General features: G+C 66.5%; 12 protein-coding genes. 3 read left to right on the forward strand and 9 right to left on the reverse strand.

Annotated features, from left to right (window positions below; genetic code table 11):
• Nucleotides 1–15: 15 nt before the first annotated feature.
• The 4 genes from RJ1_RS14320 to RJ1_RS14335 are packed head-to-tail and all read right to left on the reverse strand — an operon-like array spanning nucleotide 16 to nucleotide 3,926.
• Entirely contained in the window at nucleotides 16–1,365 is a 1,350-nt protein-coding gene (locus RJ1_RS14320) for an MFS transporter (RefSeq protein WP_073360881.1), read from the reverse strand.
• Complete coding sequence (locus RJ1_RS14325) at nucleotides 1,362–2,405, reverse strand: 5-oxoprolinase subunit C family protein (RefSeq protein WP_073360882.1); 1,044 nt, start codon at nucleotides 2,403–2,405, stop codon at nucleotides 1,362–1,364. The genes RJ1_RS14320 and RJ1_RS14325 overlap by 4 nt, the downstream gene beginning before the upstream one ends.
• A complete protein-coding gene (locus tag RJ1_RS14330; protein WP_073360884.1) occupies nucleotides 2,398–3,120 on the reverse strand; it encodes a 5-oxoprolinase subunit B family protein in 723 nt (240 codons plus the stop codon). The genes RJ1_RS14325 and RJ1_RS14330 overlap by 8 nt, the downstream gene beginning before the upstream one ends.
• The gene (locus tag RJ1_RS14335) at nucleotides 3,108–3,926 is read right to left on the reverse strand and encodes a LamB/YcsF family protein (protein ID WP_073360960.1); all 819 of its coding nucleotides are present in this window, start codon (nucleotides 3,924–3,926) and stop codon (nucleotides 3,108–3,110) included. Before RJ1_RS14335 ends, RJ1_RS14330 begins: the two co-directional genes overlap by 13 nt.
• Nucleotides 3,927–4,196: 270 nt before the next feature.
• On the opposite strand from RJ1_RS14335, the gene nac reads away from it, so the two are divergent.
• The gene (gene nac / locus RJ1_RS14340; protein WP_073360885.1) at nucleotides 4,197–5,114 is read left to right on the forward strand and encodes a nitrogen assimilation transcriptional regulator NAC; all 918 of its coding nucleotides are present in this window, start codon (nucleotides 4,197–4,199) and stop codon (nucleotides 5,112–5,114) included.
• On the opposite strand, the gene RJ1_RS14345 is transcribed toward nac, so the two are convergent.
• From RJ1_RS14345 to RJ1_RS14365, 5 genes are all read right to left on the reverse strand, one after another.
• Nucleotides 5,108–6,034, reverse strand: a complete 927-nt coding sequence (locus RJ1_RS14345; RefSeq protein ID WP_073360886.1) for a D-isomer specific 2-hydroxyacid dehydrogenase family protein — start codon at nucleotides 6,032–6,034, stop codon at nucleotides 5,108–5,110. The two genes, nac and RJ1_RS14345, sit on opposite strands and share 7 nt — an antisense overlap.
• 27 nt (nucleotides 6,035–6,061) lie before the next feature.
• Nucleotides 6,062–6,835, reverse strand: a complete 774-nt coding sequence (locus tag RJ1_RS14350) for an SDR family oxidoreductase (RefSeq protein ID WP_073360888.1) — start codon at nucleotides 6,833–6,835, stop codon at nucleotides 6,062–6,064.
• Complete coding sequence (locus RJ1_RS14355; RefSeq protein ID WP_073360889.1) at nucleotides 6,832–7,362, reverse strand: gluconokinase; 531 nt, start codon at nucleotides 7,360–7,362, stop codon at nucleotides 6,832–6,834. Before RJ1_RS14355 ends, RJ1_RS14350 begins: the two co-directional genes overlap by 4 nt.
• A 126-nt stretch (nucleotides 7,363–7,488) precedes the next feature.
• Entirely contained in the window at nucleotides 7,489–9,711 is a 2,223-nt protein-coding gene (locus RJ1_RS14360; protein WP_073360891.1) for a thiamine pyrophosphate-dependent enzyme, read from the reverse strand.
• A gap of 324 nt (nucleotides 9,712–10,035) precedes the next feature.
• Nucleotides 10,036–10,959, reverse strand: coding sequence for a LysR family transcriptional regulator (locus RJ1_RS14365; RefSeq protein WP_073360892.1), 924 nt, complete (start codon nucleotides 10,957–10,959; stop codon nucleotides 10,036–10,038).
• Nucleotides 10,960–11,059: 100 nt separating this feature from the next.
• Here RJ1_RS14365 and RJ1_RS14370 point away from each other — a divergent pair, with 100 nt between their 5' ends.
• Together RJ1_RS14370 and hglS are read left to right on the forward strand one after the other, a co-directional pair.
• On the forward strand, nucleotides 11,060–12,211 hold the full coding sequence (locus RJ1_RS14370) for a Glu/Leu/Phe/Val family dehydrogenase (RefSeq protein WP_073360894.1): 1,152 nt from the start codon (nucleotides 11,060–11,062) through the stop codon (nucleotides 12,209–12,211).
• Nucleotides 12,212–12,239: 28 nt separating this feature from the next.
• Nucleotides 12,240–13,634, forward strand: coding sequence for a 2-oxoadipate dioxygenase/decarboxylase (hglS, locus tag RJ1_RS14375; RefSeq protein WP_073360895.1), 1,395 nt, complete (start codon nucleotides 12,240–12,242; stop codon nucleotides 13,632–13,634).
• Nucleotides 13,635–13,828: the final 194 nt, after the last annotated feature.

The raw sequence follows: 13,828 nt of genomic DNA on the forward strand, positions 1-13,828 counted from the left end.
CCGAGTCTGGATCCGTCAGAGCGTGTCGCGGAGCGGCACGTGTGCCCGGTCGGTGACGGTGCTGACGGCGATGAGCGTTCCGACTGCGGTGACGACGGCGTAGACCGCGGGAACGTAGATTCCGAACTGGGGAATCAGCCAGGTCATGAGCAGGGGCGCCGTGCCACCGAAGACCGCCGAGGAGATGTTGTAGCCCAGCCCGTACGCCGAGTAGCGGACCCGGGTGGGGAAGAGTTCCACGATGAGGATGTGGATGACGGCGGTGTGACCGGCGAAGATCACCGCCATGATGCAGGCGCCGAGCACCGCGAGCACGAAGTTGCCGGTCGCGATCAGGGCGTAACAGGGGACGGCACCGATGGCCATGGCGATCGCCGCGCCGGCGATGACCTTCTTGCGGCCGACGCGGTCGGAGAGAGCACCCATGAACGGGATGGCGACGGAGATCGCCACCAGACTCGCCGCGGTCACGAGCAGGGCGGTGCCGGTCGAGAAGCCGATCTTGTCGCCCTTGAGGAACGTCGGCATGTAGGAGAAGAGCACGTAGTAGCCGGAACCGTTCATCAGCGGAATGAACAGCGCGAGCAGCATCGCCTTGCGGTGCTCGGGAGTCGCGAAGGCTTCCTTCAGCGGGTTGCGGGACAGTCCGCCTTCGGCCTTGAGCTTCTCGAAGTTCGGGGTGTCGCTGATGGCCCGCCGGATGTACCACCCGATGATGCCCATCGGGATCGCGACGAGGAACGGGACTCGCCAGGCCCAGCTGGCCGGCCCACCGCCGTCGATCGCAGCCTGGTTGAGCCACGGTGACATCGCGAACGCGACCAGGGTGCCCGTGAGCAGGGCCAGGAAGGACGCGATCTGTGCGTAGCTCGTGATGAGTCCGCGCTTGCCCTCCGGTGCGTGCTCCGCGAGGAAGGTCATGGCTCCCGCCGCCTCACCGCCCACGGAGAATCCCTGCAGGATGCGCAGGAGGATCAACAGCGCCGGTGCGGCGACGCCGATCGCCGCATAGGTCGGGAGAACACCGATTCCGGCGGTGGCGATGCTGATCAGCATAATCACGAAGACGAGCATCTTCTGGCGGCCGATCCGGTCTCCGAGGATGCCGCAGACGACGGCGCCGAGCGGTCGGACGAAGAACGAGATCGCGTAACCGGCGAAGACGAGCATCAACGCGTCGCTCGACTTGGACACGTCGAAGAACACGATGGCCAGAGCAGTCGCCATGAACGCGAAGATGCCGTTGTCGTAGAGCTCGACGAAGATGCCGACGCACCCGGCCAGGACGACCTTACGTATCTGTCGGGGTTGCACCTCGTGGTCGGCCGTGTGCCCGGCCGTGTCGGGTGAGATCGCGTTGGTCATACTGACTCCATCTGGGATGCAGAGGTGTGCTGGGCGGATGTCGTTTCTGTGTGAAGCGGAATGCGAAGACTGGCGAATACGTTCGCCACGCGCGAGCGCAGGAGCTGGATGGAGCGGCGTTGTGTCCGGTACGCGTCCACGGCGACGGGGACGCTCACCTTCCGGAACCGCACCTCCTGGCCGGGGCGTGCCTGGCCGAGCTGGGACAGAGCGGTGGCGGTCACGACCGCCAGCACCGGGTAGCCGGCCGTCACTCCTCGTCCGCGATGCAGAACGAGGATCTCGTCACCGGCGGGTACCTCGACCGCACCGATCGGAACACCGCGGGAGAGCACTTCCGTCGATCGGTCGCGCCGGGGAACGGTGCTCTCCGGATCGGTCGTCGTGAGGCGGAGACCGATGTGGTTCGTGTTGTCGCCGATGACGAACGAGGATTCGAACAACCGGTCGGCGGTGGCACCGAACTCGTGCACATCGGGACCGTCCGTGACGTCGATCGACCAACTCCCGGAGAAGGACGCGGGCCGTGCGCCGAGCCGGAACAGCGGAAACCGGAAGTGCGGGTGGTCGATCGGCGGTCCGTCGACGTCGATGGCGACGGACTCGCCGACCGTCAGCTGCCGGCCGAAGCCGAGAACCGAGTCGGGGGCGCAACTGCCGAGCAGGTAGGACGCGGACAGTGAGCCGTGGACGGCGAGGTAGACGCGGAGTCCGTCGCGGATTCCGCGGACGGTGAGTTCTTCGCCCGCGGTCCACACGAACGGCTCCCACTGGGGACGGGTTACACCCCCGACTTCCACGTCCGCCGGCGCACCGGTCACGGCAACGAGCAGGTCGATGCTGGCGACGGCGCCGAAGTCCATCGCGACCAATTCGAGCAGAGGCGCGGTGCGATGGCTCCCGACCAGTGCGTTCGCTACGTCGGCGCTGTACTGATCGGAGGCGCCCCCGGTCATCTGCCCGAACCGACCGGCTCGGGGCCGGCCGAGATCCTGGATCGACGTGAGCCCGGGGGTGGTGACGGTGATCGATTCAGCCACGACGCGCCCCCTCGTACGTCGACCACGCGGCTTCGGTGATCGGGAAGAAGCGGAACGTGTCTCCGGGCCGGAAGTCGGACAGCGACTCCGTCGCGAGATCGACCATGGTCAGCGGTGTTCGACCGATCACCGGCCAGCCGCCCGGAGCGGGACGCGCCGAGATGACTGCCTGCCGTCCCGCGACGGCGACGGCCCCGGCCGGTACGTGCGGACGCGGAACCGTGCGGCGCGGGACGGGCTGAGGGAACGCGGGACCGTCCAGCATCGGGGCCCCTCCCGGGGATCCGAAGCATCGCATGGTCAGTGGGCTCGAACCGTGCACCCGAATCACCTCGGCCGGCGACAGTCCGAGGTGTGCTGCCACGTCGTCGAGGTCCGGTCCGAAGTCGCCGCCGTAGACGACCGGAACCTCGACCTGCCGAGGGCTCCGCGTCGCGGGTTCGGCGGGAAGCACGATCAGACGTTCGACGAGTTCCCTGATGGCGTTGTGAGTGGTTACACCACAATCGAATTCGATCAGCAGTGCGTCGTAGGTGGGGATGGCGCCGGTGATCGCGGCCGCGTCGCCACGCGCGTCGAGTGCGGCGGCGACGGCGTGGACCACCCGCCAGCGGTCCTCGACATCCGGCGCGAGCGACGTGAGACGCACCGCGGAGTCTCCGCAATCCGAGATGACGAACTCCGCCTGCACCTGTGCGCCCGTCACCCCGGACATGATGCGGACTCCCTCTCGGCCCTCGCCGCGAGAACTTCCGTCAGCGGGGCGAGGACGACACCCGCACCGATGAGTGCCTCACGAATCGCTCTCGCGTTGCGTACGGCGTCGGAATTGTCGCCATGCAGCAGCACGGTGTCGGCCTGGATCGGGATGCGTGTGCCGTCGACGGCCTCGACGACGCCCTCGGCCACCATCTGCACCGTGCGCGTCACCAGAGTGTCCCGGTCATGAATCACGGCACCGGGCTCGGACCGCGGCACCAGGGTGCCGTCCGAGCGGTACGCGCGGTCCACGATGGCGACGATGGCGACGCGAATCCCACGATCACGGGCCTGGTCGGCGAGTTCACCGTCCTGCGCGAGCACGATCAGCCGCGGGTCGAACGCTTCCACAGCATCGACGACGGCGCGTGCGTAGTCCGGGCGCGTCGCGACGAGATTTCCCAACCGACCGTGCGGTGCGATATGCGAGAGCGTCGTGCCGCGCGAAGTCGCGAAGGCGTGCAGTGCGCCGAGTTGGTACAGAACGTCCGTGCGCACCTCGTCGGCGGTCAGGTCCATCGCGCGCCGGCCGAACCCCGCCAGGTCGGGAAAGCTGGGGTGCGCGCCGATGCCGATTCCGCGAGCGACGCATCCTCGGACTGTGGCGTCCATTGTCCTGGGGTCACCGGCATGGAAGCCGCACGCGATGTTGGCGGATGTGACGACGTCGAGCAGCGCGTCGTCCTCGCCCATCGTCCATGCGCCGAAACTCTCGCCGAGGTCGGCGACGAGATCGATCTTGGTAGTCACAGTGCCTCCCATGAGGGCCTGCAATGGAACCGCGGGGGCAGTTCCGGTGAACTTTCGATGTGTACGGACGCTACGCAGAATCCGGTTCGGGCGGTTAATACCTGTTTTACGTGAGGCGATAACGAACGTCTATGGTGTTTGAACAGCGGCGATGCACAGACTCGAGAATTGGCACATGCACTTTGCTACAGCGGCGTTTCCGCTCGGCAATCTTGCCGAAACCGTCGCGTGCTCGAGCCGCCGCATCGTCAGAAAGGTAGATCGCTCGTGGATACCCGACGCTTGTTCTCATTCGTCCGCATAGTCGATGCCGGAAGCATCACGCGGGCGGCAGACATACTGCACATCGCCCAGCCGGCACTGAGCCAGCAGATGACGGCGCTCGAGACCCACTTCGGCCAGCAGTTGCTGATCCGGAGCAAGCAGGGAGTGGAGCCCACCGATGCGGGTCGCGCGCTGTACCGGCACGCGCAGGTAATCCTGCGGCAGGTGGAGAGCGCTCAAGCCGAGGTGAGCGTCGTCGGCCGCGAACTCGCGGGCGGGGTCTCCGTCGGCCTCGCGCCATACAGCACCGTCAGCTCCATCGCGTTGCCGCTGCTCACCGCCGTGCGGTCGCGATACCCCAGCATCCTTCTGCACATCAACGAGAATTTCGGCGGAGTGCTGAGCGAAGCCATGATGACGGGCCGGATGGACATGGCACTGCTGTACGACACGGGCCCGATCAAGGGGGTCAACTTCGAGCGTCTCCTCACCGAGGAGCTGATGGTGGTCGCCCCGGCAGGCACCGGTCTGCCCGGGGACACCGGGACCGCCGTGGCCATCAAGGACCTCGCGGACCTCCCGCTGCTGTTGCCCGGCCCGATGCACACCATCCGCAAGGTGGTGGAGCAGGCCTACGAGCATGCCTTCGAGCATGCGCGGGTGGTCGGCGAGGTGGAATCGGTGACCCTGATGGCTCAGGCGGTCCGAAACGGTCTGGGCGCGACGGTACTACCGTTCTCGGTTGCCCGCCGGATCATGAACGTGGAGAACCTGGAACTTCGCCGAATCGAACCGTCGATCGAAGTCCAGGTCTCCCTCGGAACACCCGCCAATCAGCCGCTCTCGGGACCTGCCGAGGCGGTACGCGAGGTGTTGCGCAGTGTCGTCGCCAACTACATCAGAACCAGTTCGGAAGCCGAACGAGGCCTTCAGTAACCCCGGCTCGGGTCGATCGGCGCCATCAAAGGCGCTCCGGCAGCGAAGCGTTCGACGTTGGACGCGACGTGATCGGCAAGCAGCCGCGTCAGTCCGGTCGCGGGATTCGCGACGTGCGGCGTGATGATGGCGTTCGGCAGGGTCCAGAGCGGATGTCCGTCGGGAAGGGGTTCGGGATCGGCGACGTCGAGTGCGGCCCCGCCGATCGACCCCGCCCGCAGCGCGTCGACGAGCCCCGCGGTGTCGATCAGCGAACCACGGGCCACGTTGACGATCCACGCCGTCGATCTCATCTGCGCGAGCGCGCCCTCGTCGACAATGTGAGCGGTCGCCGCCGTCGCCGGCGCGGCGATGACGAAATGGTCTGCTCTGGACCAGATTTCCGTTGTCCGATCGGAAGGCAGCGTCTCGACTGCACCCGGGACCGGGGTTCCCGACCGGGTCACGGCGAGAGTGCGCGCCCCGAACGCGGTGAGGAGCGGGATCATCGCGCGACCGATGCCGCCGCAGCCGACGATCGCGACCGTCGCACCACGCAGCGTGCCCACCTGCGGGTCGAATTCGGTCTTGCGCCACGACGTCGCGCGCACCTGCCCGGGCAGGGAACGGACGCCGGCCAGGAGCAGCAGGAGTGCGTGTTCCGCGACGTTGCCCGCGTAAGCCCCTGCAGCAGATGTCCATACCCGGTCGGAGTCGACGATTCCCGCGGAGATCCACGGCTCCACCCCGGCAGAGGGCAACTGCACCCAGCGCACGGAGTCCGGGAGCTGCCCGGGGAACGTGTCCGGCCCCTGCGCCCACACGACGGCCTCCGCGTCGTCCAACGGAACGAGAGTTCCGCCGCCCCTCTCGATTCCCCGTGTCAGGGCCGCGTCAGGGTTCGGTCCGAGGTGGATGCGGGGCGTTGCGGTGTTCGGCATCAGGCACTTTCGATGGTGGTGAATGGGTCAGACTACGGCGGTCAGTCCGCCGTCGACGTAGAGTATCTGGCCGTTGACGAAATCCGACGCAGGCGAGGCGAGGAAAAGGAGGGCGCCTACGAGTTCGTCGGTACGCCCCCACCGTCCGGCCGGGGTGCGCTTCGTGAGCCACGCACTGAATTCGGCATCGTTCACGAGCGCTTCGGTCAGCTGCGTGTCGAAGTAGCCGGGTGCGATGGCGTTGGCCTGTAGCCCCAATGGCGCCCAGTCGGCGCACATTCCACGTGTGAGCATCTTCAGACCGCCCTTGCTCGCGGCATACGGGGCGATGCCCGTCCGGCCGAGTTCACTTTGGACGGAGCAGATGTTGACGATCTTCCCGTGCCCGCGATCGACCATCGCTCGCGCGAACTCGCGGCCCACGTAGAACGCACTGGTCAGATTGGTCTCGAGCACCCGCCGGAAATCGTCGTCGCCGAACTCCAGCAGCGGGCTGCGGTGTTGCACGCCGGTGTTGTTCACGACGATCTCGACGGGACCGATCTCGTTCTCGACCCGCAGCGCCGCGGCGGCGACCTCCTCGGGCGCGGTCACGTCGAATGCGCAGGTGTGAACTGTCGCGCCGGTGGTGTTCACGATCTCGTCCCGGCTGCGGTCGAGTGCCTCGACGTCGCGGCCGTTGAGCACGACCTCCGCACCCGCCTCGGCAAGGCCGTGGGCGAGGGCGAATCCGATTCCCCGACTCGACCCGGTGACGAGAGCAACCTTGCCCTCGACGTCGAAGCTCTGATGCGCACTCACTGTGCAACCTTTCGTTCTTCGTCGAGGAAGTCTGCGACGACTCGGACGATGTCCTCGGGTGTCGGATCGATGGACAGCACCATCCCTGCTTCGTCGGCAGCGAGCGGTTCCAGCGCGGCGAACTGCGAGTCGAGCAGCGACGGCGGCATGAAGTGTCCGCCCCGCTCCGCCAACCGGTGTCCGATTACTACACGCGAACCGTCCAGGTGAACGAACAGTACCGGTGTGCTCACTCCGCGAATGATCTCCCGATATCTGCGTTTCAGAGCGGAACACGCAATCACGGCATTCCGTTCGTCCGCGGATTGCGTCTGCAGCCAGTCCCGCACAGCTTCCAGCCACGGTTCACGATCCTCGTCGGTCAACGGCTTGCCGGCCGACATCTTCTCGATGTTCGCCGGCGGATGCAGATCGTCGGCATCGAGGAACGTCGCGGACAACAGTTCCGAAAGCTTCCGGCCGACCGTCGTCTTTCCACAGCCGGTCACGCCCATCACGACGATGTGAGTCGGGTGATCGCCACTCATGATCTGGTCCTGTCCGCCGGAGTAGTGAAGTGCAGATCGAACATGCCGGACCGGGGCACGCGTTGGCAATGCTGCGGGGGATACGGGTTGACGTTGCCGTCATACCGAAGCGCGAGGGATGCGGTACTAGCGGCCCACGAGTTTGATCGCCGCCGCCTCGATGGTGTCCTCGGAAAGCAGGACCTCGAGCGCGGCGTCGCCGAGCGGGATGAAGCTGTCGTCGCTGGTCACGCGCGCGACGGATCCGGAAAAACCCTCGTCGACCAGTGCGGCGACGACACCTTCGGAGACACCGCCGGATCTGCGGGTCTCGTCGACGACGAGAACCCTGCCGGTGGCCTTCGCTTCACGCAGGACGTCCCGCACGGGTAGCGGTGCGAGCCACCGCATGTCCACCACTCGTACAGCGATGTGCGCCTCTTCCAACCGGCGCGCGACGCGCAGACTCATCCGCACGCCGTTGCCGAACGTGACGATGGTCAGATCGGTTCCCTCACCGTAGGTGCGTGCCGACCCGATCGGCACGTGGTTCGACGGAAGCCGCGCCGGATCCGGATATGGCGACAGCCACTGTTCGTCGCCGTCCTCGTAGAGATCTCTGGTGTGGTACAACGCAATCGGCTCGAGATACACGCACAGCGCACCCGCGGTGCGCGCCGCCGCGGCGCACGTGAGCATCATGGCCGCGGCATCGTCGGGACGCGCGGGCGACGCGACGACGATGCCGGGGAGGTCGCGCAGTGCGGCGACGGCGTTGTCGTTGTGGAAATGCCCGCCGAACCCCTTCTGATACCCGTATCCGGCGACCCGCACCACCATCGGATTGCGGTACTGGCGGTCGGAGAAGAACTGCAACGTCGCGCCTTCCCCTCGGATCTGGTCGGCGGCATTGTGCAGATACGCCAGGTACTGGATCTCCGGGATGGGCAGCAGGCCCGACACCCCCGCTCCCAGCGCGAGTCCCAGGATCGCCTGCTCGTCGAGGAGCGTGTCGAACACGCGCGCCGACCCGGCCTTCTTCATCAGACCCCGGGTCACGCCGTACACCCCGCCCTTGCGGGCGACGTCCTCACCGAACACCAGCGCCTCGGGGTATCGGGCGAGCACGTCGAGCAGTGCCCGGTTGATTGCGAGACCGAGGGTCAGCCTGCCCTCCTGCTCCGGGAGCGGGGATCCGATCACCTGCGCACGACGGGCCGGATCGACGCGCTCCGGCGCGGCCGCGGCGGCCTCCTCGGTGCTGTCGGTGAGGGGCTTCATCACCGCTGCGGGACTGTCCAGCTGAGGTAATCCGCTGACCTGCTCGGCCAGTTCGAGGACCTCGGCGCGCGTGTTCTCGTACCGGTCGAGCACCTCCTGCGGGGTGAGGTGCCCGCCGGCGACGAGCAGTTTCGCGGTGCACAGCAGCGGGTCGCGGTCGAAGTCGGCGACGATCTCGGCGGACGTCCGATACGCGGACTCGACGTCCGATCCGGCATGACCCATCAATCGGACCGTGCGCAGGTGCAGGAACGCGGGCTTTCGGTGCCTGCGGACCCAGTCGGCGGCATGCTTCGCCGTCGCGTACGCGGCCGGCAGATCGGAGCCGTCCGCCTCGAAGTACTCGAGTCCCGCCCGGTCACCGAAGTTCGCGGCGATCCAGCCCTTCGGTGTCTTGGTGCTGATCCCGATCCCGTTGTCCTCGCACACCAGCAGCAGCGGCAACGGCAACGCCTGGTAGGCGGCGTGCACCGCGGTGTTGATCGCACCGACGGCGGTGGAGTGGTTCGCGGACGCGTCCCCGAAGCTGCACACGGCGACCGCGTCGGCCGGCCAAGCCGAGTCGACGTGCAACTTCTCCGAACGGGCGATCGAGAAGGCGACACCGACAGCCCGTGGGAGATGCGAAGCGATGGTGGAGGTTTGGGGAATGATGTTGAGGTCGTGGCGACCGAACACCTTGTGACGGCCACCCGATATCGGCTCCTCCGTCGCCGCCACGAGCCCGAGGAGGACGTCGCGCACCGGATCACTGCCGTCCACCTGCTGCGCCCGCGCCAGGAAGAAACCACCGGAACGGTAGTGCAGCAGAGCGGGATCGGTAGGTCGCAGCGCGGCCGCGACCGCCGCGTTGCCCTCGTGCCCCGAGGAGCCGATCGTGTAGAAACCCTTCCCCCGCGACCGCAACCAGCGGGCCGCCAGATCGAGATGCCTGCTGCCGACCTGGGCGTCGAAGAGGTCCAGGGCGCCCTGCACCGACAACGGCGACGGCAGCTGGATCGGGTCGTCCGGGCGCCGTCCGGGGCGGCGTTCACCGGGCACCAGCTCCGACACCACGGAGGTGAAATAGTCGTCGATCTGTTCGGCCATTCCTAGATCATCCTGTGGCGCCGATCAGCGGGCAAGAGTCACAGGATCAGAGTCTCGATGTCTCACCGTAAGGTCGACTGTTCCTCGCGCCGGGCCGTGACCGTCACCATGACGAATACTGGGGTCACGGGCACCCCGGCGGGCCCCGAAGTCAGCAGGCAAGCCCTGGACCAGCTATTTTCATCATTAAGCAGAACTTGCCCTGAGGGTCACCAGGTCGGTCGCTCCAGCACTTTCAGTCGTCCGCCCGGTCGTGCATGGTTGACGCATCGGTGACCACGCGCAGGCTACGGGAAAGGGATCACGGTGGATAGTTCGAGACGTTCAGAGCGCCGCCACGGTGACGTACCGACCCCAATCGTGCGTGGTCACCGTTTCCACGAAGGAGTCCACGACCACCGGTATCAGCGGGTTGCTGGGGTTCCGACGGTGAACCAACGCGACCGTGCGGCGCGCCCAGGGCGAGTGCAGCGGCACGATGGACACAGTCGGGTGGTCGAGGATTCCCAATGCGGGGACGATCGCCACTCCGAGTCCGGCACCGACGAATTCCGTGACGAGATCGTAGTATTCGGTTCTGAGGTTGAGCTCGGGGACGAATCCCATATCCGCACAGATTCGGTACATCGTCAGCTCACCGGCTGTGCCGGCGCCGCTCGAGATCCACTGCAACGTGCTGGCACGCTCGATATCCGTCGCCTCACGGATTCCCTCATCGGAGGGGCTCAGGAATACCAGATCCTCTACGATCAACGGCTTTTCGACCACTGCATCGGACCATCGCTGCTGCAGCGCCGCGTACTCGTAGGTGAACGCGATGTCGAGTTCGCCGGATTCGACCATGGGCACGGTATCCTTCGGCTCGCCGATCCTGAGAGACACCTCAACTGCCGGATGAGTCTCCCGCAAGTTCGACAACGCCGTCGGCAGAATACGTGCACCCGCGGTCGGGAAGCATCCGACGCGGAGCCGACCGGTACGCCCGGTGGCGATTCCCCGCACGTCGGCGTCGAGTTCGTAGAGCTCGGCCAGAACGCCCCGAGCGCGTTCGGTCAGCATTCTCGCCATCTCGGTGATCTTGACCCCACGCGCCTCACGATCGAAAAGACGCATACCGGAAGCTCTTTCGAGCGCTTCCATTTGCTGCGACACCGCCGAGGCCGTGTATCCGAGCTCGCGAGCCGCCGCCGCGAACGATCCGGTCTCGGTCACCACTTCGAGTGTCCGCAGATGAACTGGGTTGAGCATGTCGCGTCATCCTTCGAGTCGAGAACAGATGTCCACGATATCGCCGTCGGCCGGAACCGGTCGACGGTCAAACACTACGCAGCACAGGAGCACACCGATCATGACCGACCTACTCTCTGAGATCGACGACTGGGGTCCCGAGAAGGTGGTGGTCGTTTCCGACCGCCGCTCGGGCATGAAAGGCGTGCTCGTCATCGACAACACGGCCCGGGGAATCGGGAAGGGCGGAACGCGGATGAGCCCTACCGTCACCGTCGGCGAGATCGCACGCCTCGCACGGGTGATGACGTGGAAATGGGCGGGTGTCGACATGTTCCACGGCGGAGCGAAAGCGGGAATCGCCGGTGATCCGAATGCAGCGAACAAGGAGGAGATCCTCCGGGCCTTTGCCCGCAAGCTGTCCAACGAAGTACCACGCGAGTACGTCCTCGGGCTCGACATGGGACTCACCGAGAACGACGCGGCCATCTTCCAGGACGAACTCGGCGACCGTGGCGCGGCGGTCGGCAGCCCGCACGAACTCGGCGGTGTTCCGTACGATCAGCTCGGCGTGACCGGCTTCGGCGTCGCCGAGTCCGCTCAGGTCGCCGCGGAACGGCGGGGCATCGACCTCGGCACCGCACGGATCTCCATCCAAGGCTTCGGCGCTGTGGGTTCCGCCGCGGCAGAACGCTTCGCCGCGTTCGGATCCACGATCGTGGCCGTGTCGACGTCAGCGGGCGCCCTTCACGACCCGAATGGCCTCGATGTTGCTCTGCTGCTGAAGCTGAAAGCCGATTTCGGTGATCACCTGGTCGAGCACTATCCGGGTGCGACCGTCCTGCCCGCAGGGCGTGAGATCTTCGTGGACTGCGACGTCCTGGTCCCTGCCGCCTTGCAGGACGTCATCGACGAACAGGCCGCCCGCGAGGTCAAGGCCAGGTTGGTCGTCGAAGGTGCCAACCTGCCTGCCAGCCCGCAGGCGCTGAAGGTGTTTGCGCGCAACGACGTACTGGTCGTTCCGGATTTCGTCGCCAACGCCGGAGGAATCGTGGCGGCCGGTGTCGCCATGGAGGCCCGCTACTCCCCGTTCCGTCCGGAAGGAAAGGCCGTACTCGACCTCGTCTCCCAGCGCCTCCGGGCCAATACCAGCGAGGTCCTCGACGAGGTCGCGGCGCACGGCGCCCTGCCACACGATGCCGCTCGTCGTATCGCCCAGTCGAGAGTGCGTGCCGCGATGGTGGCGCGAGGTCAGATCCGCGCGAACGCATAACCGGGACATCGATCGGAGCATGAGAAGTATGACCGTAATCCCCACCTGGCAGTTGCGGGCGCGATTCGCGGCCGCTCTGTCCTCGATGTACGGCCGTGAGGTACCGGCCTACGCCACACTCGTCGACGTGTGCGAGGACATCAACACAGCCGTCGTCGCCGGGCGCGACGACGCGGAGCGGCTCGGCGACATCGGCCGGGTGACCGCCGAGAGACACGGCGCGATCCGCGTGGGCACTCCCCGGGAACTCCGTGAGGTCGGCACGATCTTCGCCGGTTTCGGTATGCAGCCCGTCGGGTTCTACGACCTGCGCGACGCAGCGCGGAGCGCAGTTCCGGTCGTGTCGACGGCATTCCGGCCGATCGAGGTCGACGAACTCGCACGTAACCCATTTCGGGTGTTCACGTCGATGCTCGCGGTCGACGATCGCCGCTTCTTCTCCGAAGACCTGCAGAGCCGGCTCGAGACGTTCCTCGGCCGACGCGCACTGTTCGGCGAGGAACTACTCACGCTGGCCGAGCGTGCCATCGCCGAACGCGGTCTTCCCTCCGCCGAGGCCGATACGTTCGTCCACTTGGCGACCTCCGCATTCGAGTTGTCGTCCGAGCCGACCGATCGTGCGTGGTACGCCGAACTGGAGCACGTCTCGGCCGTGGCCGCCGACATCGGCGGAGTCACCCGAACCCACATCAATCACCTGACACCGCGCGTCCTGGACATCGACGAGCTCTACACCCGGATGCAGCGACGCGGCCTGAAGATGATCGACCAGATCCAGGGCCCGCCGAGATGGAACGGCCCCGACGTTCTGCTCCGGCAAACCTCGTTCCGGGCCCTCGCGGAGCCCCGCAAGTTCCGTGAATCGAACGGTGAGGTCGTCGACGGCACACTGCGGGTGCGGTTCGGTGAGGTCGAGTCGCGCGGAATCGCGCTCACTCCCCGCGGCCGGGAACGGTACGACGCGCTGATGGCGGAGACGGATGCCGCCGCACGCAACGGTTCGTCGTGGCAGGATGCCGGGAGGTCGGTGTGGGACGCCTCCGACTTCCCCACCACGGAAGCAGGTCTCGAGGAGGAGGCGCTCGCGTATTTCACGTACCGCGTGGGCGACGCGCACTCCCCCTCCGGTGTGGCGGACCGCGATCCGGCCGCACTGGTTCGGTCGGGAACGCTGGTGGCCACACCGATCGTGTACGAGGACTTCCTTCCGCGCAGCGCGGCCGGGATCTTCCAGTCGAACCTGTCCGGCAACGGCACGAAGGACACCACGAACACCGGCGCCGACTACACCATCGACTGGTTCGCGGGCGCTCTCGAACGGGAAGTGCACACCCCCGAGGCGCTGTATCGCGCGCAGCAGGACGCATCGCTGCGAGAAAGTCTGACGCAGCTCGGAATTGAACAGGGCGTCAGCTTCGGCTAGTGGCGAGGCGACTTCCCGTGTGACCGAATGTTCGAGCGCACGACGTTCGGCGACTCAGGTGCGGAGTCATGGGATGGCAACATATCTGGTCGGCAGGTAGTGGATGCGCTCGACGGCACCACTATCTGCCGGGACAGAGGTACTGCACATTCGAGAGGGCTTGTGATCATGACCGATTCCCCCGCCGGCGAATA

The organism is Rhodococcus jostii NBRC 16295 (assembly GCF_001894825.1).
Taxonomy (GTDB): Bacteria; Actinomycetota; Actinomycetes; order Mycobacteriales; family Mycobacteriaceae; genus Rhodococcus_F; species Rhodococcus_F jostii.